This is a genomic window from Pseudomonas sp. B6001, assembly GCF_013386015.1.
GTDB lineage: Bacteria > Pseudomonadota > Gammaproteobacteria > Pseudomonadales > Pseudomonadaceae > Aquipseudomonas.
The window spans coordinates 317224-336460 of sequence record NZ_JACAOX010000017.1 but is presented as its reverse complement, the minus strand read 5'-3'; the positions used below and the strand labels follow the sequence as shown (position 1 = coordinate 336460).

General features: G+C 59.9%; 25 protein-coding genes. 13 read left to right on the top strand and 12 right to left on the bottom strand.

The features are described 5' to 3' along the window. Positions 1–9 precede the first annotated feature (9 nt). From HX821_RS18915 to HX821_RS18870, 10 genes are all read right to left on the bottom strand, one after another. Complete coding sequence (locus HX821_RS18915; protein WP_003216108.1) at positions 10–282, bottom strand: HPr family phosphocarrier protein; 273 nt, start codon at positions 280–282, stop codon at positions 10–12. 16 nt (positions 283–298) lie between these two features. After that, the gene (gene rapZ / locus HX821_RS18910) at positions 299–1156 is read right to left on the bottom strand and encodes an RNase adapter RapZ (RefSeq protein WP_003216111.1); all 858 of its coding nucleotides are present in this window, start codon (positions 1154–1156) and stop codon (positions 299–301) included. 2 nt (positions 1157–1158) lie between these two features. Continuing rightward, on the bottom strand, positions 1159–1623 hold the full coding sequence (gene ptsN / locus HX821_RS18905) for a PTS IIA-like nitrogen regulatory protein PtsN (RefSeq protein ID WP_003216114.1): 465 nt from the start codon (positions 1621–1623) through the stop codon (positions 1159–1161). Positions 1624–1635: 12 nt separating this feature from the next. Next, on the bottom strand, positions 1636–1941 hold the full coding sequence (gene hpf, locus HX821_RS18900; RefSeq protein ID WP_003216115.1) for a ribosome hibernation-promoting factor, HPF/YfiA family: 306 nt from the start codon (positions 1939–1941) through the stop codon (positions 1636–1638). Positions 1942–2016: 75 nt separating this feature from the next. Further along, positions 2017–3510, bottom strand: a complete 1494-nt coding sequence (locus HX821_RS18895) for an RNA polymerase factor sigma-54 (RefSeq protein ID WP_003216117.1) — start codon at positions 3508–3510, stop codon at positions 2017–2019. 184 nt (positions 3511–3694) lie between these two features. Next, positions 3695–4420 (bottom strand): LPS export ABC transporter ATP-binding protein, encoded by a 726-nt coding sequence (gene lptB / locus HX821_RS18890; RefSeq protein WP_003216119.1) that lies wholly within the window; start codon positions 4418–4420, stop codon positions 3695–3697. Then, on the bottom strand, positions 4420–4992 hold the full coding sequence (gene lptA / locus HX821_RS18885; protein ID WP_023659193.1) for a lipopolysaccharide transport periplasmic protein LptA: 573 nt from the start codon (positions 4990–4992) through the stop codon (positions 4420–4422). The genes lptB and lptA overlap by 1 nt, the downstream gene beginning before the upstream one ends. After that, the gene (gene lptC, locus HX821_RS18880) at positions 4979–5551 is read right to left on the bottom strand and encodes an LPS export ABC transporter periplasmic protein LptC (protein ID WP_003216122.1); all 573 of its coding nucleotides are present in this window, start codon (positions 5549–5551) and stop codon (positions 4979–4981) included. Before lptC ends, lptA begins: the two co-directional genes overlap by 14 nt. 8 nt (positions 5552–5559) lie before the next feature. Then, positions 5560–6084: an HAD family hydrolase gene (locus HX821_RS18875; protein WP_087692862.1), complete on the bottom strand. Its 525-nt coding sequence runs from the start codon at positions 6082–6084 to the stop codon at positions 5560–5562. After that, positions 6085–7059, bottom strand: a complete 975-nt coding sequence (locus HX821_RS18870) for a KpsF/GutQ family sugar-phosphate isomerase (RefSeq protein ID WP_003216126.1) — start codon at positions 7057–7059, stop codon at positions 6085–6087. Positions 7060–7351: 292 nt separating this feature from the next. Between HX821_RS18870 and HX821_RS18865 the strand changes: the two genes are divergently transcribed. The 10 genes from HX821_RS18865 to hisC all read left to right on the top strand — a co-directional run bounded on the left by HX821_RS18865 (position 7352) and on the right by hisC (position 15427). Then, positions 7352–8161, top strand: coding sequence for an ATP-binding cassette domain-containing protein (locus HX821_RS18865; RefSeq protein WP_003216128.1), 810 nt, complete (start codon positions 7352–7354; stop codon positions 8159–8161). Next, complete coding sequence (gene mlaE / locus HX821_RS18860) at positions 8161–8958, top strand: lipid asymmetry maintenance ABC transporter permease subunit MlaE (protein ID WP_003216131.1); 798 nt, start codon at positions 8161–8163, stop codon at positions 8956–8958. Before HX821_RS18865 ends, mlaE begins: the two co-directional genes overlap by 1 nt. After that, positions 8958–9425, top strand: a complete 468-nt coding sequence (mlaD, locus tag HX821_RS18855) for an outer membrane lipid asymmetry maintenance protein MlaD (RefSeq protein ID WP_003216133.1) — start codon at positions 8958–8960, stop codon at positions 9423–9425. Before mlaE ends, mlaD begins: the two co-directional genes overlap by 1 nt. A gap of 11 nt (positions 9426–9436) precedes the next feature. Next, positions 9437–10090, top strand: coding sequence for a phospholipid-binding protein MlaC (locus tag HX821_RS18850; RefSeq protein WP_003216135.1), 654 nt, complete (start codon positions 9437–9439; stop codon positions 10088–10090). Beyond that, a complete protein-coding gene (locus HX821_RS18845; protein ID WP_003216137.1) occupies positions 10087–10392 on the top strand; it encodes a lipid asymmetry maintenance protein MlaB in 306 nt (101 codons plus the stop codon). The genes HX821_RS18850 and HX821_RS18845 overlap by 4 nt, the downstream gene beginning before the upstream one ends. Positions 10393–10506: 114 nt before the next feature. Next, a complete protein-coding gene (locus HX821_RS18840) occupies positions 10507–10746 on the top strand; it encodes a BolA family protein (RefSeq protein WP_008434291.1) in 240 nt (79 codons plus the stop codon). 23 nt (positions 10747–10769) lie between these two features. Continuing rightward, the gene (gene murA, locus HX821_RS18835) at positions 10770–12035 is read left to right on the top strand and encodes a UDP-N-acetylglucosamine 1-carboxyvinyltransferase (protein WP_003216140.1); all 1266 of its coding nucleotides are present in this window, start codon (positions 10770–10772) and stop codon (positions 12033–12035) included. A gap of 247 nt (positions 12036–12282) precedes the next feature. Then, positions 12283–12918, top strand: coding sequence for an ATP phosphoribosyltransferase (gene hisG / locus HX821_RS18830; RefSeq protein ID WP_003188599.1), 636 nt, complete (start codon positions 12283–12285; stop codon positions 12916–12918). Between the two features lie 127 nt (positions 12919–13045). Then, positions 13046–14371: a histidinol dehydrogenase gene (gene hisD, locus HX821_RS18825; RefSeq protein ID WP_177036219.1), complete on the top strand. Its 1326-nt coding sequence runs from the start codon at positions 13046–13048 to the stop codon at positions 14369–14371. 3 nt (positions 14372–14374) lie between these two features. Continuing rightward, positions 14375–15427: a histidinol-phosphate transaminase gene (hisC, locus tag HX821_RS18820; RefSeq protein WP_003216145.1), complete on the top strand. Its 1053-nt coding sequence runs from the start codon at positions 14375–14377 to the stop codon at positions 15425–15427. A 128-nt stretch (positions 15428–15555) separates the two neighbouring features. Here hisC and HX821_RS18815 read toward each other — a convergent pair whose 3' ends face one another. Both HX821_RS18815 and upp read right to left on the bottom strand, forming a co-directional pair. After that, positions 15556–16830: a uracil-xanthine permease family protein gene (locus HX821_RS18815; RefSeq protein ID WP_087692860.1), complete on the bottom strand. Its 1275-nt coding sequence runs from the start codon at positions 16828–16830 to the stop codon at positions 15556–15558. Between the two features lie 2 nt (positions 16831–16832). Next, entirely contained in the window at positions 16833–17471 is a 639-nt protein-coding gene (gene upp, locus HX821_RS18810; protein ID WP_003216149.1) for a uracil phosphoribosyltransferase, read from the bottom strand. A gap of 165 nt (positions 17472–17636) precedes the next feature. Between upp and HX821_RS18805 the strand changes: the two genes are divergently transcribed. The 3 genes from HX821_RS18805 (at position 17637) to HX821_RS18795 (ending at position 19237) form a co-directional block, all read left to right on the top strand. After that, positions 17637–18194: a hypoxanthine-guanine phosphoribosyltransferase gene (locus HX821_RS18805; RefSeq protein WP_003216150.1), complete on the top strand. Its 558-nt coding sequence runs from the start codon at positions 17637–17639 to the stop codon at positions 18192–18194. Between the two features lie 61 nt (positions 18195–18255). Then, positions 18256–18741, top strand: a complete 486-nt coding sequence (locus tag HX821_RS18800) for a hypothetical protein (protein ID WP_177020458.1) — start codon at positions 18256–18258, stop codon at positions 18739–18741. 208 nt (positions 18742–18949) lie between these two features. After that, the gene (locus tag HX821_RS18795) at positions 18950–19237 is read left to right on the top strand and encodes a PA4642 family protein (protein WP_003216153.1); all 288 of its coding nucleotides are present in this window, start codon (positions 18950–18952) and stop codon (positions 19235–19237) included.

The window sequence follows — 19237 nt, the reverse complement described above, 5'->3', positions numbered from 1 at the left end:
GGCGATTACCTACTCGCCCTCATCAAAGAAATTATTGATCAACGCTACCAGGGCATCCATCGCTTCCTGCTCTTGCTCGCCTTCGGTCTTCAAATGAATCTTCGTGCCCTTGCCCGCAGCCAGCATCATCATGGCCATGATGCTTTTGCCGTCGACCATGGATTCCGGGGTACGCCCGGCGCGGATCTGGCAAGGGAACTGCCCGGCGACGCCGACGAACTTGGCCGAGGCCCGGGCGTGCAGGCCCAGCTTGTTGATGATTTCAATTTCCAGAGCGGGCATCGCGGGGGTGTTCCTTTCAGCTGAGGTCGCGGTGGCGAACCTGGACGTTCTTGAGGGTTTGTTGCAGCACCTTGCCCAGGCGTTCGGTCAGGTAGACGGATCGGTGGTGGCCGCCGGTGCAGCCAATGGCGATGGTGACATAAGCCCGATTGCTGGCCGCAAAACGCGGCAGCCATTTGAGCAGGTAGCTGGAGATGTCCTGGTACATTTCCTCGACATCCGGTTGCGCCGCCAGGTACTCGGCCACAGGTTGGTCCAGCCCCGACTGATCCCGCAGTTCCGGCTTCCAGTACGGGTTGGGCAGGCAGCGCACATCGAACACCAGGTCGGCATCTACCGGCATGCCGCGCTTGAAACCGAACGACTCGACAAGGAACGCCGTGCCTGGCTCCGGCTGGTTCAGCAGGCGCAGCTTGATCGCATCCCGCAGTTGATACAGGTTCAGGCTGGTGGTGTTGATCTTGAGGTCGGCCAGGTCAATGATCGGCCCCAGCAGTTTGGTCTCGTCCTCGATGGCTTCGGCCAGGGAACGATGAGGGCTACTCAACGGGTGGCGGCGACGGGTTTCGGAGAAGCGCTTGAGCAGGGTCTCTTCGTCGGCGTCCAGGTACAGCACATCGCAATGGATATGCTTGGCCCGCACTTCTTCGAGCAGTTCAGGAAAGCGTGTGAGGTGGCTGGGCAGGTTGCGGGCGTCGATCGACACGGCGACCAGCGGTTGCGCCAGCTCGGTATGAATCAGCGCGCGTTCCGCCAGTTCCGGTAGCAGGCCGGCGGGCAGGTTGTCGATGCAATAGAAGCCGTTGTCCTCAAGAACATTGAGGGCCGTGCTTTTACCTGAGCCGGAACGGCCGCTGACGATGATCAAACGCATGATTAATGCCCGTTTTGTTCATCCAGGACAACCTGGTAGAGCGCCTCATTGCTTGAGGCACTACGCAGTTTGTCGCGTACGTCCTTGCGGTCGAGCATGCTGGCGATCTGCCGAAGCAGCTCCAGGTGCGCATCGGTGGCAGCTTGCGGGACCAGCAGTACGAACAGCAGGTCGACCGGCGCGCCGTCGATGGCGTCGAAATCGATAGGGGCGTCCAGGTGCAGCAGGGCGCTGACTGGAGACTCACAGCCTTGCAGGCGGCAGTGAGGAATGGCGATGCCGTTGCCAAAGCCGGTGGAGCCGAGCTTTTCACGGGCGATCAGGGCCTCGTACACAGCTTGCGTATCCAGTTCGGGCACTTCGCGGCCGATCAGGTTGGCAATTTGTTCGAGGGCGCGCTTTTTACTGCCGCCCGGCACGTTCACGAGGGAACGGCCGGGGGTCAGGATGGTTTCAAGTCGGATCATGGGTGGGGAGTGTTAGCGGCCAGTGCCTTGAAGAAGGCTCTGCTGCTTTTCCTTATGCTTTTTAAGTTGGCGGTCAAGCTTGTCTGTGAGCAAGTCGATTGATGCATACATGTCTTCATGTTCGGCATTGGCGACCACTTCGCCACCGGGTATCTGAAGTGTCGCTTCGATTTTCTGCTGAAGCTTGTCGACCTTCATGATGACCTGCACGTTGGTGATCTTGTCGAAATGGCCCTCAAGCTTCTTCAGCTTCAGCTCGACGTATTCGCGCAATGGAGGGGTGACTTCTACATGGTGTCCACTGATGTTGACTTGCATACAGCTTCTCCTTCGTTGCCAGTGCATAAAGCGGCGGGTAGGAATACCCGCCACTGGAACGCTATGGCCCGCCCGTCACATCAAACGTTTACGCTCGCTGGAAGGCGCGATCCCAAGGGACTCGCGGTACTTGGCGACGGTTCGACGGGCGACCTGAATGCCTTGTGCCTCCAGTAAACCAGCGATCTTGCTGTCACTCAACGGCTTTTTCTGATTTTCCGCGGCAACCAGTTTTTTGATGATCGCGCGGATCGCCGTGGACGAGCATTCGCCGCCTTCGGAGGTGCTGACGTGGCTGGAGAAAAAGTATTTCAGCTCATAAATACCCCGTGGGGTATGCATGAATTTTTGCGTGGTCACCCGGGAAATAGTTGATTCGTGCATGCCCACCGCCTCGGCGATGTCGTGCAATACCAGCGGCTTCATCGCTTCATCGCCGTATTCCAGGAAGCCGCGCTGGTGCTCGACGATCTGGGTGGCGACTTTCATCAGGGTTTCGTTGCGGCTTTGCAGGCTCTTGATGAACCAGCGGGCTTCCTGCAGTTGGTTACGCATGAAGGTGTTATCAGCGCTGGTGTCGGCGCGGCGCACAAAACCTGCGTATTGCGGATTGACCCGCAGGCGCGGCACCGATTCCTGGTTCAGCTCCACCAGCCAGCGTTCGTTGTCCTTGCGCACAATCACGTCGGGCACGACATATTCGGCTTCGCTGGACTCGATCTGCGAGCCCGGGCGTGGGTTGAGGCTCTGCACCAGCTCGATGATCTGGCGCAGGTCATCTTCCTTGAGCTTCATGCGGCGCATCAGCTGGCTGTAGTCGCGGCTGCCCAGCAGGTCGATGTAGTCGGTGACCAGGCGCTGCGCTTCGCTCAGCCAAGGCGTCTTGGCCGGCAATTGGCGCAGTTGCAGCAGCAGGCACTCGCTGAGGTTGCGGGCGCCGATGCCGGCCGGCTCGAATTGCTGGATGCGGTGCAGGACGGCTTCGATTTCGTCCAGTTCGATGTCCAGTTCCGGGTCGAACGCCTCGAGGATCTCCTCAAGGGTCTCGTCCAGGTAGCCCTGGTTGTTGATGCAATCGATCAGGGTCACGGCGATCAGGCGATCGGTATCGGACATCGGTGCCAGGTTCAGCTGCCAGAGCAAATGGCTTTGCAGGCTCTCGCCGGCAGATGTGCGGGTGGTGAAGTCCCACTCGTCGTCATCGTTGCTGGGCAGGCTGCTGGCGCTGGTCTGGTAGACGTCTTCCCAGGCGGTATCCACGGGAAGTTCGTTGGGAATGCGTTCGTTCCATTCGCCTTCCTCAAGGTTATCCACCGTGGGGGCGGTTTCCTGGTAGGAGGGTTCCTGTACGTCGGGGTTGGGCTTTTGCTCGATGTTGTCGGCCAGCGGGTCTGCATTATCGAAGTCGTCGCCTTCTTCCTGGCGTTCGAGCATCGGATTGGACTCCAGGGCCTCCTGGATTTCCTGTTGCAGGTCCAGGGTCGACAATTGGAGCAGGCGGATGGCCTGTTGCAGCTGCGGTGTCATCGTCAGCTGCTGGCCCATTCTCAGGACTAGCGATGGTTTCATGGCAGGGGCTTAACACCTTATTCGCCGGCGCAATGCGCCATCCACGACAGGGCGCGTGAGCGCCAAACATAAGCAAATTATATGCCTGATATCGGGGGCTTTGCCTAGAGCGCGGTAACAATAAAAATACTGAGGTTTTTATTGACTACCGCGCTCCATGGCGAATGGCCTGATACCACCGTGTTTACAGGCGGAACTCGTGACCCAGATACACTTCCTTGACCAGTTCGTTGGCCAGGATAGTGGCAGAGTCACCTTCGGCAATCAGCTGTCCATCGTTGACGATGTAGGCGGTTTCGCAGATATCGAGTGTCTCACGGACGTTGTGGTCGGTGATCAATACACCGATGCCCTTGGCCTTGAGATGATGGATGATCTGCTTGATGTCGCCGACCGAGATCGGGTCGACACCGGCGAAAGGTTCGTCCAGCAGGATGAACTTGGGCGCCGTGGCCAGCGCGCGGGCGATTTCCACACGACGACGCTCGCCGCCGGAAAGGCTCATGCCGAGGTTGTCGCGAATGTGGTTGATGTGGAATTCCTGCAGCAGGCTTTCCAGCTCTTTCTTGCGCCCGGCGCGGTCGAGTTCCTTGCGGGTCTCGAGGATGGCCATGATGTTGTCGGAAACCGACAGTTTGCGGAAGATCGATGCTTCCTGGGGAAGATAGCCGATACCCGCCTGCGCACGGCCGTGCATAGGCTGGTGGCTCACGTCCAGGTCGTCGATCAGGACGCGGCCTTGATCGGCCTGCACCAGGCCGACGATCATGTAGAAGCAGGTGGTCTTGCCGGCACCGTTGGGGCCGAGCAAGCCGACGATCTGGCCGCTGTCGATCGACAGGCTGACGTCACGCACGACCTGACGGCTTTTATAAGCCTTGGCCAGATGCTGGGCTTTCAGGGTTGCCATTAATTCGCCTTCTTCGCGTCGGGTTTCGGCGCCGGCTGGGCTGCGCCCGGTTTCTGCTTCGGCTGGATAACCATGTCGATACGCGGCTTCGGCGTGCTGATTTTCGAGCCGGTAGCACGGCCGGCCTGGGCGATCTGCTTCACCGTGTCGTAGACGATTTTTTCGCCGTCGGTGGTGTTGCCGTCATTGATGACCCGGGCCTGGTCGATCAGCACGATGCGGTTTTGCTGGGCGTGGTACTGGATCGTCTTGCCATAGCCTTTGACCGGCGTAGGGTCGCCCACTTTCTGCAGTTGTTCGAAATACGCCAGGTTGCCCACCGAAGTGACCACGTCGATATCGCCTGCCGGGGTACGAGTCAGTGTCACGGTGTTACCCGTCACTTTCATCGAGCCCTGGGTGATGATCACGCTGCCCGTGTAGGTCGCGATACCTTGCTTGTCATCCAGCTGCGCATCGTCAGCCTGAATGTGGATCGGTTGCTGGCTATCGTTCGGCAGAGCCCAGGCGCTCACGCTTCCCAGTGCTGCGCCCAGGCCGAGCAAAATAGGGAGGGTTTTAACGAGCCTCATACTGTCCTCTTACGTTCGATAGCAGGTGTATCCTGCTTTCTTTCAAATACGCTTTCATTCCCTTGCCAGTCGATACACCGCCAGCGCCGTCAATTCTAACGTCTTGCTCGGTCTGCGCATATTGCTTCTGTGGGAATACGGTCATGCGACTGCTGGTAATAATGGTGTCGCGGTTCTTGGCGTCAGTGCGGGCTACCCGCACCGAGTCAATCAGTTCCACTTGGGTGCCGTCCGGGTTGACCTCGCCACGCTCGCTGGTGACGTGCCACGGAAATTCGGCGCCGCGGTACAGGTTCATGTCCGGCTTGGTCAGCAAAGTGACCTCGGATGCCTTCAAGTGTTCGACCTTGTCGGAGGTCATTTCATACTGGACCTTGCCATCGGGCAGGTACTGGATGCTGTGGGCGTTGATGGCGTAATAGTCGATAGCACTCTCGTCAACCTGTGCAACCGGCTTGTCGAGGAAGCGCTCCGGGCTGATATTCCAGTAGCCGACCGCGAGGAAAACCGCGGCGATGACTGCAAGTATCAGGAAATTGCGAATCTTTTTACTCAGCATAAAACGCTCTATAGGTAGGCGGCGTGGGCCGCTTCAAGGCTGCCTTGGGCGCGCAGAATCAACTCGCAGAACTCGCGGGCGGCGCCTTCGCCGCCGCGGGCGGTGGTTACACCATGGGCGTGTTCGCGAACGAACGCCGCCGCATTGGCCACGGCCATGCCCAGGCCGACCCGGCGAATCACCGGCAGGTCGGGTAAATCGTCACCCAGGTACGCAACCTGCTCATAGCTTAGGTTGAGTTGGCCAAGAAGCTCGTCCAGAACCACCAGTTTATCCTCGCGGCCCTGATACAGGTGAGGAATACCCAGGTTTTGTGCGCGGCGTTCCACAACCGGGGTCTTGCGACCGCTGATGATGCCGGTTTGCACGCCCGCCGCCATCAGCATCTTGATGCCCTGGCCGTCGAGGGTGTTGAACGTCTTGAATTCGCTGCCGTCTTCCAGAAAGTACAGGCGGCCATCCGTCAGCACGCCGTCGACGTCGAAAATCGCCAGCTTGATGTGCTTGCCCCGTTGCAACAGGTCGGTGGTCATTTACATCACTCCCGCACGCAGCAAGTCGTGCATGTTCAGGGCGCCAACCGGACGGTCGTCGCTGTCGACCACCACCAGCGCCAGGATCTTGTGGTCTTCCATGATCTTCAGTGCTTCGGCCGCGAGCATGTCAGGGCGTGCGGTCTTGCCGTGAGGCGTCATGACTTCGTCGATGGTGGCGGTCTGGATGTCGAGGTTGCGGTCCAGGGTGCGGCGCAGGTCGCCGTCGGTGAAGACCCCGGCCAGCCGCCCGTCGGACTCCAGGATTACGGTCATGCCCAGGCGCTTGAGGGTCATTTCCATCAAGGCATCTTTCAGCAAGGTGCCGCGTGGCACTTGTGGCAGCTCGTCGCCGGCGTGCATGACGTTTTCCACTTTCAGCAGCAGGCGACGGCCAAGGGCGCCGCCCGGGTGGGAAAACGCGAAGTCTTCGGCGGTAAACCCGCGGGCTTCCAGCAATGCCACGGCCAGCGCATCGCCCATGACCAGGGCAGCGGTGGTGGAGGAGGTCGGTGCCAGGTTCAGCGGGCAGGCCTCGTGGGCAACGTGCACGTTCAAATTCACTTCGGCGGCTTTAGCCAGCGTCGAGTCCGGGTTGCCGGTCACGCTGATCAGCTGGATACCCAGGCGCTTGATCAGCGGCAGCAGGGTCACGATTTCGTTGGTGGTGCCGGAGTTGGACAGTGCCAGGATGATGTCGTCCCGGGTGATCATGCCCATGTCGCCGTGGCTGGCTTCGGCCGGATGCACGAAGAACGCGGTGGTCCCGGTGCTCGCCAGGGTGGCGGCGATCTTGTTGCCGACATGCCCGGATTTGCCCATGCCGACCACCACTACGCGGCCCTTGCTGGCCAGAATCATCTCGCAGGCGCGTACGAAATCCGCGTCGATATGGGCCAGCAAGCCTTCTACGGCTTCAAGCTCGAGGCGGATGGTGCGTTGTGCGGATTGAATAAGGTCGCTGGATTGGCTCATGTCTGAAATCGTATAGCCTGACGAAAAGTCGGCGATTATAACGGTAATGATCAATTCCCTCACACAAGTTCGTCAGGCTTTATTCAATACGCCCGTGGTTGAGATTGAACCTCAGCCAGGATTTTTTAGCTGTCCTGTTTCTGAACAAGCTCTGTTCCGGCCTTGGGGGCGCTGTACCAGCAGTGATATAGTTCGCGGCCAGTTCGGTCCGCACGGCCTTTTTGTCTATTCGGCGCAAGCATTTGTCGAAAACAAAGTGTCTGAGTGAAAGGCTGCATCCCAAGGAGTTTAGATGAGTGCCGATAACGCCTACGCGGTCGAGCTGAAGGGCCTTTCCTTCAAGCGCGGTACGCGCAGCATCTTCAATAATGTGGATATTCGCATTCCCCGCGGCAAAGTCACGGGCATCATGGGGCCTTCCGGCTGCGGCAAGACTACGCTGCTGCGCCTGATGGGCATGCAATTGCGCCCCTCCGCCGGTGAAGTCTGGGTCAATGGCCAGAACTTGCCGACCCTTTCGCGCAGTGACCTGTTCGATGCCCGCAAACACATGGGCGTCCTGTTCCAGAGCGGCGCGTTGTTTACCGATCTAGATGTTTTCGAAAACGTGGCGTTCCCGCTGCGGGTGCATACACAGCTGTCCGATGAAATGATTCGTGACATTGTGTTGCTGAAATTGCAGGCCGTCGGGCTGCGCGGTGCTATCGATTTGATGCCCGACGAGTTGTCCGGAGGCATGAAGCGTCGTGTCGCCCTGGCGCGTGCCATCGCCCTCGACCCGCAGATTCTCATGTACGACGAGCCTTTCGTTGGCCAGGACCCGATTGCCATGGGGGTGCTGGTACGCCTGATCCGCCTGCTCAATGATGCGTTGGGTATCACCAGTATCGTGGTTTCCCACGACCTGGCCGAGACCGCGAGCATTGCCGACTACCTATATGTAGTGGGCGATGGCCAGGTGCTGGGGCAGGGCACGCCTGAAGAACTGATGAACGCAGACAACCCGCGCATTCGCCAATTCATGACCGGCGATCCCGATGGCCCGGTGCCTTTTCACTTTCCGGCAGCGGACTACCGCTCAGATCTTCTGGGGAAGCGCTGATGCGCAAGACATCATTACTCGAAAAGGTTCGCCTTTTCGGTCGCTCCGGCATCGATATCATCGGTGTGCTGGGGCGTTCGACGATTTTCCTGTTTCATGCCTTGCTCGGCCGCGGCGGTATTGGCGGCGGTTTCGGCCTGCTGATCAAGCAACTGCACTCCGTGGGCGTGATGTCTCTGGTGATCATCGTGGTCTCCGGGGTGTTCATCGGCATGGTGCTGGCGCTGCAAGGCTTCAATATCCTCTCCAGCTACGGGTCCGAGCAGGCTGTTGGGCAGATGGTTGCCCTGACGCTGTTGCGTGAGTTGGGCCCGGTGGTGACCGCTCTCCTGTTTGCCGGGCGTGCCGGTTCGGCACTGACGGCCGAAATCGGCAACATGAAGGCCACCGAACAGCTGTCCAGCCTGGAAATGATCGGTGTCGATCCGCTCAAGTACATTGTTGCCCCGCGTCTGTGGGCCGGCTTCATTTCCCTGCCACTGCTGGCGATGGTGTTCAGCGTGGTGGGAATCTGGGGCGGTTCCTGGGTCGCGGTTGACTGGCTGGGGGTCTACGACGGCTCCTACTGGGGCAATATGCAAAACAGCGTGACCTTCAGCGGCGACGTGCTCAACGGCATCATTAAAAGCATCGTCTTCGCCTTTGTAGTGACCTGGATCGCCGTATTCCAAGGCTATGACTGTGAGCCCACCTCAGAAGGGATCAGTCGCGCCACCACCAAGACCGTTGTGTACGCCTCGCTGGCGGTACTGGGCCTTGACTTCATTTTGACCGCCTTGATGTTTGGAGATTTCTGATGCAAAACCGCACTGTGGAAATCGGTGTCGGCCTTTTCTTGCTGGCTGGCATCCTGGCTTTACTGTTGCTCGCCCTGCGAGTCAGCGGCCTATCGGCCAGCCCCACCGCCGATACTTATAAACTTTACGCCTACTTCGACAATATCGCCGGTTTGACTGTCAGAGCTAAAGTGACCATGGCGGGTGTAACCATCGGCAAGGTCACGGCAATCGATCTGGACCGCGACAGCTTCACCGGCCGTGTGACCATGCAGGTGGACAAGAAGGTAGATAACCTGCCGACTGACTCCACTGCGTCTATCCTCACCGCTGGCCTGCTGGGCGAGAAGTACATCGGCATCAGCGTCGGCGGGGAATCTGCCCTGCTCAAGGATGGTTCGACCATTCATGACACACAGTCGTCGTTGGTGCTGGAGGACTTGATCGGTAAATTCCTGCTCAATACCGTCAATAAAGACGCCAAATGAGGAATGTGTTCATGATCTCTACTTTGCGACGTGGCCTGTTGGTACTGCTCGCGGCACTGCCGTTGATGGCTAACGCCGCTGCCGGCGGTTCTGCGCATGACCTAGTGCAGGACACCACCAACAAGATGTTGGCTGACCTGAGTGCCAACAAGGAAAAGTACAAGCAGGACCCGAGTCAGTTCTATAACGCGCTGAACACGATTGTCGGGCCTGTTGTCGATGCTGAAGGTATTTCCAAAAGCATCATGACCGTCAAGTACTCGCGCAAGGCTACGCCTGCGCAGATGCAGACATTCCAGGAAAACTTCAAGAAGGGCTTGTTCCAGTTCTACGGCAATGCCCTGCTGGAGTACAACAACCAGGGGATTACCGTCGCCCCTGCCGGGGATGAGTCGGGTGACCGCACCAGCGTCAACATGAGCGTCAAGGGCAACAACGGCGCGGTCTACCCTGTGCAGTACACGCTCGAGAAGGTCAACGGCGAGTGGAAACTGCGTAACGTGATCATCAACGGCATCAACATTGGCAAGCTGTTCCGTGACCAGTTCGCGGATGCCATGCAGCGCAATGGCAACGACCTGGACAAAACCATCAACGGTTGGGCCGGTGAAGTGGCCAAGGCCAAGGAAGAAACCGACAAAGCTGCCGGGAAGCCTGCCCAATGACCGAGTCGGCCATTCGCCTTGGCGAGTCCGGTGAGCTGTTGCTCAGCGGCGTGCTGGATTACAGCACTGGGCCCGCCCTGCGCAAGCAGGGCCAGGCGCTGATCAATGCCAGTACCGCTCCTGCGCTGGTGCTGGATTGCTCGGCGGTGGTGAAGTCCAGCAGCGTCGGCTTGTCGTTGCTGCTGTGTTTCATGCGCGATGCGCAGGCCGTCAAAAAGCCGGTGAGCATTCGTGCATTGCCCGAAGACATGCGTGAAATCGCTGAGGTTTCCGGTCTGACCGAGCTGTTGGCGCATCCTTAATACACATTATTAAAGAAGCCCCCCGTCAGAGTCCTGCTATGCGGGGTTCGCAGGCGCGGGGCTTTTTTGTATGATGTGCGACCCGCGCGCACTGGGCGCCCATAGAGGTTGATCATGCAGGCCCTAGAAGTTAAAAGCTTCCTTGAAGGAAAGCTGCCCGAAACTAATGTTGAAGTTGAGGGCGAAGGCTGCAATTTCCAGCTGAACGTGATTAGCGATGAACTGGCGGCATTGAGCCCGGTCAAGCGTCAGCAGCAGATCTATGCCCATTTGAACCCGTGGATCACCGATGGCAGCATCCATGCGGTCACTATGAAATTTTTCAGCCGCGCGGCCTGGGCCGAGCGCACCTGAGCCCCCAAGGCGTCGAGATTCTTATGGATAAATTGATTATTACCGGCGGTGCTCGTCTTGATGGCGAGATCCGTATTTCCGGGGCGAAGAACTCCGCCCTGCCGATCCTGGCAGCGACCTTGCTGTGCGATGGCCCGGTTACCGTGGCCAACTTGCCGCACCTGCATGACATCACCACCATGATCGAGTTGTTCGGTCGCATGGGCATCGAGCCGGTGATCGATGAGAAACTCAGCGTCGAAATCGACCCGCGCACCATCAAGACCCTGATCGCACCGTACGAGCTGGTGAAAACCATGCGCGCCTCGATCCTGGTACTGGGCCCGATGGTTGCCCGGTTCGGCGAAGCCGAAGTCGCACTGCCTGGCGGTTGCGCCATCGGTTCGCGTCCGGTGGACCTGCACATCCGTGGCCTCGAAGCCATGGGTGCAACCATTGACGTCGAAGGCGGCTACATCAAGGCCAAGGCGCCGGAAGGCGGCCTGCGTGGCGCAAACTTCTTCTTTGATACCGTCAGTGTGACCGGTACCGAGAACATCATGATGGCCGCTGCCCTGGCCAATGGCCGCAGCGTGCTGCAAAACGCCGCGCGCGAGCCGGAAGTGGTCGACCTGGCCAACTTCCTGATCGCCATGGGTGCCAACATCACCGGCGCCGGCACCGACACCATCACCATTGATGGCGTGAAACGCCTGCATTCGGCTACCTACAAAGTGATGCCGGACCGCATCGAGACCGGTACCTACCTGGTCGCTGCTGCCGTCACCGGTGGCCGTGTCAAGGTCAAGGACACTGATCCGACCATCCTCGAAGCCGTCCTGGAAAAACTCAAGGAAGCCGGCGCCGAGATCACCACCGGTGAAGACTGGATCGAGCTGAACATGCATGGCAAGCGGCCAAAAGCCGTTAACGTGCGTACCGCTCCGTACCCGGCGTTCCCGACCGACATGCAGGCGCAGTTCATTTCCCTGAACGCGATTGCCGAAGGCACCGGTGCCGTGATCGAGACCATCTTCGAAAACCGCTTCATGCACGTGTACGAGCTGCACCGCATGGGCGCCAAGATCCAGGTCGAAGGCAACACCGCCATCGTGACCGGCATCGAGAAGCTCAAGGGCGCGCCAGTGATGGCTACCGACCTGCGTGCCTCCGCCAGCCTGGTGATCTCGGCGTTGTGCGCTGACGGCGACACCCTCATCGACCGCATCTACCACATAGACCGTGGTTACGAGTGCATCGAAGAGAAGCTGCAGATGCTCGGCGCGAAAATCCGCCGCGTACCGGGCTAGTTCCAGGAACTGCAAACACGTTCATTGTGGCGAGGGAGCTTGCTCCCGCTGGACTGCGCAGCAGTCCCAGTCTTTTTAAACAAAGATCAGGGCCGCTTCGCGCCCCAGCCGGAGCAAGCTCCCTCGCCACATGACGATGTATGCTGTTAGCTGATTTGTTTCAAGTCGAGGCTGTAATGGCCTCGATCTGTGTCTGGCGCCGATTGCGACCGGACAGCAATAGCCTGATGAAGGACTGACGTTTCCCATGTTGACCATCGCACTGTCCAAGGGCCGCATCCTTGACGACACTTTGCCGCTTCTGGCTGAAGCGGGCATCGTGCCGACCGAGAATCCGGACAAGAGCCGCAAGCTGATCATCCCCACGACCCAGGACGACGTTCGCCTGCTGATCGTGCGTGCCACCGATGTGCCAACTTACGTTGAACATGGCGCGGCCGACCTCGGCGTCGCTGGCAAAGACGTGTTGATGGAATATGGCGGCCAGGGCCTGTACGAGCCGCTGGATCTGCGTATCGCCCTGTGCAAGCTGATGACCGCCGGCCGTGTCGGTGACGTCGAGCCTAAAGGCCGCCTGCGGGTGGCGACCAAGTTCGTCAACGTTGCCAAGCGTTACTACGCCGAGCAAGGCCGCCAGGTCGACATCATCAAGCTTTACGGCTCGATGGAGCTGGCACCGCTGATCGGCCTGGCCGACAAGATCATCGACGTGGTCGACACCGGCAACACCCTGCGCGCCAACGGCCTGGAGCCCCAGGACTTTATCGCCGACATCAGCTCCCGGCTGATCGTCAACAAAGCTTCGATGAAAATGCAGCACGCCCGTATCCAGGCGTTGATCGACACCCTGCGCAAGGCAGTGGAGTCTCGACACCGCGGTTGACTCACCCGCGCGGCCTCAAGCCGCGCCCGTCTATCCGCCTCATAGCCAGAATTCTCAGGTGCCCAAGCGGATCGACTGCTAACTTTCGGCGCCTGAGCATTTTTGCCATTCCTATGAGGCCCTCGCTATGACCACGTCCACTGCAATTGCCCGACTCAACGCTGCCGACCCGGATTTCGCCCATCATCTGGATCATCTGCTGAGCTGGGAAAGCGTGTCCGACGATTCGGTCAACCAGCGGGTGCTCGACATCATCAAGGCCGTGCGCGAGCGCGGTGACGCGGCGCTGGTTGATTTTACCCGGCAGTTCGATGGCCTGGATGTCGCCTCCATGGCCGACCTGATCCTGCCCCGCGAACGCCTGGAACTGGCCTTGACCCGCATCACCGCGCCCCAGCGCGAAGCCCTGGAAGTGGCGGCCGCGCGGGTGCGCAGCTACCACGAGAAACAGAAACAGGATTCCTGGAGCTACACCGAGGCCGACGGCACCGTACTGGGCCAGAAGGTCACGCCGCTGGACCGTGCCGGCCTGTACGTGCCGGGCGGCAAAGCGTCGTACCCGTCCTCGGTACTGATGAACGCGATTCCGGCCAAGGTGGCCGGCGTGACCGAAGTGGTCATGGTGGTGCCTACCCCGCGCGGCGAAATCAACGAACTGGTGCTGGCAGCGGCCTGCATCGCGGGCGTTGATCGCGTGTTCACCATCGGTGGCGCCCAAGCGGTAGCGGCCCTGGCCTACGGCACCGAAAGCGTGCCGAAGGTCGACAAGGTGGTTGGCCCGGGCAACATCTACGTGGCCACGGCCAAGCGCCATGTATTTGGCCAGGTCGGCATCGACATGATCGCCGGCCCTTCGGAAATCCTCGTGGTGTGTGACGGCCAGACCGACCCGGACTGGATCGCCATGGACCTGTTCTCCCAGGCCGAGCACGACGAAGACGCCCAGGCGATCCTCGTCAGCCCGGATGCCGAATTCCTGGACAAGGTCGCCGCCAGCATCGCCAAGCTGCTGCCGACCATGGAGCGCGCCGAGATCATCGAGAAGTCGATCAATGGCCGTGGCGCCCTGATCCTGGTCCGCGACATGGAGCAGGCCATCGAAGTGGCCAACCGCATCGCCCCGGAACACCTGGAGTTGTCCGTCGCCGACCCACAAGCCTGGCTGTCGCTGATTCGCCACGCCGGCGCGATCTTCATGGGCCGCCACACCAGCGAAGCCCTGGGCGACTACTGCGCAGGTCCCAACCACGTGCTGCCCACGTCGGGCACTGCGCGGTTCTCCTCGCCGCTGGGCGTGTATGACTTCCAGAAGCGCTCGTCGATCATCTTCTGCTCGCCAGAGGGCGCGTCGGAGTTGGGCAAGACCGCTTCCGTGCTGGCCCGTGGCGAGTCGCTGACCGCCCACGCCCGCAGCGCCGAATACCGCATCGTTGACGATAAGCAGGGGAACTGAAACATGAGCAAATTCTGGAGCCCGCTCGTCAAGGATCTCGTGCCTTACGTGCCCGGTGAGCAACCGAAGCTGACCAAGCTGGTAAAACTCAACACCAATGAAAACCCCTACGGCCCATCGCCCAAGGCGCTGGCTGCCATGCAGGCCGAGCTGAACGACAACCTGCGTTTGTACCCGGACCCCAACAGCGACCTGCTCAAGCAGGCGGTGGCCAAGTACTACGGGATCGACGCGGGCAAGGTGTTCCTCGGCAACGGCTCCGATGAAGTCCTGGCGCACATCTTCCACGGTTTGTTCCAGCACGACCTGCCGCTGCTGTTCCCGGACATCAGCTACAGCTTCTACCCGGTGTACTGCGGCCTGTACCGCATTGCCTTCGACGCAGTGCCGCTGGATGAACAGTTCCAGATCCGCGTGTCGGACTACGCCAGGCCCAACGGCGGGATCATCTTCCCGAACCCGAACGCGCCGACCGGTTGCGTGATGGCGCTGGACGCCGTGGAGCAAATCCTCAAGGCCAGCCCGGACTCGGTGGTGGTGGTCGATGAAGCCTATATCGACTTCGGCGGCGAGACCGCCATCAGCCTGGTGGACCGTTACCCGAACCTGCTGGTGACCCAGACCCTCTCCAAGTCGCGCTCCCTGGCCGGTTTGCGGGTGGGCCTGGCCGTGGGCCACCCGGACCTGATCGAGGCGCTGGAGCGGGTCAAGAACAGCTTCAACTCCTACCCGCTGGACCGTCTGGCGATTGTCGGCGCGGCCGCCGCTTTTGAAGACCGCGAATACTTCCGGAACACCTGCAAGTTGGTGATCGATAGCCGTGAAAAGCTGGTGGCGCAACTGCAGGCCAAGGGGTTTGAAGTACTGCCGTCGGCGGCCAACTTCATCTTTGCCCGGCATCCAGGGCACGACGCTGCCGGGCTGGCGGCCAAGGTGCGGGAGCAGGGGGTGATTGTGCGGCACTTCAAGCAGGAGCGGATTGCCCAGTTCCTGCGGATCAGTATTGGCACGCCTGAGCAGAACCAGGCGCTGATCGATGCGTTGGGTGAGCTGTAAGCCACACTGAAACTCAAAAAATGTGGGAGCGGGCTTGCTCGCGAATGCGGTGGTTCAGTCACTGATGTGCTGAATGACACACTGCATTCGCGAGCAAGCCCGCTCCCACATTGGTTTTGCGTTGGCAGTTAGATCAGCGGCTCATCCGGCTTCCTGTTCTTCCAGCCGTCATTGCCCGGCAGCAGCAGATTCAACGCAATCGCTACCACCGCACACAGGGCGATGCCCTTCAGGCCAAAGTCATCCGGGCCAGTGCCGGTGCCTACCAGCACACCGCCAATCCCGAACACCAGGGTCACCGACACAATCACCAGGTTGCGCGCTTCGCCAAGGTCGATCTTGTGGCGGATCAGGGTGTTCATCCCCACTGCGGCAATCGAGCCGAACAGCAGGCACAGAATCCCGCCCATTACCGGGACTGGAATGCTTTGCAGCAGCGCGCCGAACTTGCCGATAAACGCCAGGCTGATGGCAAACACCGCCGCCCAGGTCATGATCTTCGGGTTGTAGTTCTTGGTCAGCATCACCGCGCCCGTCACTTCCGCGTAGGTCGTGTTGGGCGGGCCGCCGAACAGGCCGGCAGCGGTGGTGGCGATCCCGTCACCCAGCAGGGTGCGGTGCAGGCCAGGCTTCTTCAGGTAGTCGCGACCGGTCACGCTGCCCACCGCAATCACACCACCGATGTGTTCGATCGCCGGGGCCAGGGCCACCGGGACGATAAACAGGATCGCCTGCCAGTTGAATTCCGGCGCGGTGAAGTGGGGCAGGGCGAACCACGGTGCGGCGGCGATCTTCGCGGTGTCGACTACGCCGAAGTAGAACGACATGGCGAAACCCACCAGCACGCCGGAGATGATCGGCACCAGGCGGAAAATGCCTTTGCCGAACACCGCCACGATCAACGTGGTCAGCAGCGCCGGCATCGAGATCAGCATGGCGGTCTGGTAGTGGATCAACTCGCTGCCGTCACCGGCCTTGCCCATCGCCATATTGGCCGCAATCGGCGCCATGGCCAGGCCAATGGAAATGATCACCGGCCCGATCACCACCGGTGGCAGCAGCCGGTCGATGAAACCGGTGCCCTTGATCTTCACGGCCAGGCCCAGGAAGGTGTAAACGAAGCCGGCCGCCATCACGCCGCCCATGGTCGCCGCGAGGCCGAACTGGCCCTTGGCGAGAATGATCGGGGTGATAAACGCAAAGCTCGACGCCAGGAACACCGGTACCTGGCGCCCGGTAACCACCTGGAACAACAAGGTGCCCAAGCCTGCGGTAAACAGGGCGACGTTTGGATCGAGACCGGTGATCAGCGGCATCAACACCAGCGCGCCAAATGCTACGAAGAGCATCTGTGCGCCAGACAGGATCTGGCGCCAAAGCGGGTCGTTGAACTCATCCTGCATGGTCACGCGTCCTTCTGCTTGGTACCGAAGATCTTGTCGCCGGCATCGCCCAGGCCCGGGATGATGTAGCCATGTTCATTCAGGCGTTCATCGATGGATGCGGTGTAGATCAACACGTCCGGGTGGGCTTTCTCGACGGCGGCGATGCCTTCGGGAGCGGCCACCAGCACCATGGCGCGGATGTCCTTGCAACCGGCTTTTTTCAGCAGGTCGATGGTGGCAACCATGGAGCTGCCGGTGGCGAGCATCGGGTCGATGATCATCGCCAGGCGCTCGTCGATTTCCGGTACCAGTTTTTCCAGGTAGGTGTGAGCCTGCAGCGTCTCTTCGTTGCGGGCCACGCCTACGGCGCTGACCTTGGCACCCGGGATCAGGCTGAGCACGCCTTCGAGCATGCCGATACCGGCACGCAGGATCGGCACCACGGTAATCTTCTTGCCGGCGATTTTCTCGACCTGGACGGGACCACACCAACCGGCGATCTCGTAGTTTTCCAGGGGCAGGTCTTTGGTCGCCTCGTAGGTGAGCAGCGCTCCGACTTCCTGAGCAAGCTCACGGAAGTTCTTCGTGCTAATGTCGGCGCGGCGCATAAGGCCGAGTTTATGTCGGATCAGCGGATGGCGGATCTCACGGATGGGCATGGGGAAAGGCTCCGGCGGCGGGCAAAAAAACCGGCCTAGATTAATCTATCCGAGGGTGTTGTCCTATAGACATCTAGTACGTTAGTCCATTAAGGCTTGAACGTTGGGCCTCACATGCGTACCTTTGCCCGCTTTTCTTGCCACAGCACCCCCTTGGAGAGCGCCATGTCCGCTGATCTCGAGCATATCCGTCAAATCATGCGCGAGGCTGACTGCCTGTACACCGAAGCGCAAGTCGAAGAGGCCATCGCCAAGGTCGGCGCGCACATCTCCCGTGAAATGGCCGACACCAACCCGGTGGTCTTTTGCGTGATGAACGGTGGCCTGATTTTCGCCGGTAAATTGCTCACCCACCTGCAATTCCCGCTGGAAGCGTCCTACCTGCACGCCACTCGCTATCGCAATGAAACCAGTGGCGGCGACCTGTTCTGGAAAGCCAAGCCGGAAGTCTCGTTCATCGACCGCGACGTGCTGATCATCGACGACATCCTCGACGAAGGTCACACCCTGGGCGCGATCATCGACTTCTGCAAACACGCCGGCGCGCGCAAGGTGCACACTGCCGTGCTGATCGACAAGGACCACGACCGCAAGGCCCGTCCGGACCTGAAAGCCGATTACGTGGGCCTGCCGTGCATTGACCGTTACATCTTCGGTTACGGCATGGACTACAAAGGCTACTGGCGCAACGCCAATGGGATCTACGCCGTCAAAGGGATGTAAGCGGGATTCAGGCGCAGGGTTGTCATGCTATCGTGCTTGGCCCCTGCGTCTGGAGCTGTTCATGAGCCTGTTGATTCGCACCTGCGCCGCCCTGGCGCTGACCCTCAGTTTGCCCCTGGCGGCTGCTCCGGCGCCGCTGCACAGCCAATTCCTGCCGCCCGACGACCTGACCCTGCGCGCTGAAACCCCGGACCAGCAGCAATTGCTGCAAGTCACCGAGTATTCGGTGGTGGTGGGTAACCAGCGCCAATCCACCCAGCAGCCGATCCCGGTGACCTCGCCGTTGATGATCCGCCTCAAGGGCAAGTCCCTGAACAAAGGCGCGACCATCGCCCAGGTGGTTCTCAATTTCGATGCTGAAAGCAAAAGCCTGAAAAAGCCGGTGTTCGACGACAAAAGCAAAACCCTGACCTTGTCGTATCCGGTGACCCAGTATCGGGTGATCGTCGACTTGTTGCGCAATGACACGGTCTATGTGCAATTCCTCACTTACGCCAACGGCCATATCTGGGCCGATTTGCACACCGGGGCGGTGCGCGCCAAATAATCCAGCCAACGCGCATTCGGCGGTGTAAATACATTCAATGTGGGAGCTGGCTTGCCTGCGATAGCGGTGGGTCCGTTGGCCCATCTGTTACTGATGCACCGCTATCGCAGGCAAGCCAGCTCCCACATTGGTTCGCGTAGCTTTCGAAGCCGCTGTGCCGCAGGTAAACTGCTTTTCCCGTGTAAATGTCTGCAGGCTGGAGTCGGTAATGCGTAAAGATAAGAAACAGGTGATTGGTGATGAAATCGGCGACGAGCAAATCAAGCTGTTCCTGGATTTCGAGCCGGTAGACGCCACTTCGCCGTCCCTGCACAAACTGATCAAGGCCTACCGCGGCCTGCGTATCGACGACTTCGAACGCTTCCTGGTTTTCTTCAAGGAAGCCGGCCTGGACCTCGATGGCAAGGACGAGCATGGCCTGACCTTCGTTGAAGTGATCAAGGACCAGCGCAACGCCGCCGAGTACATCGAGCTGATCGAACAAGCCCGCGGCTGA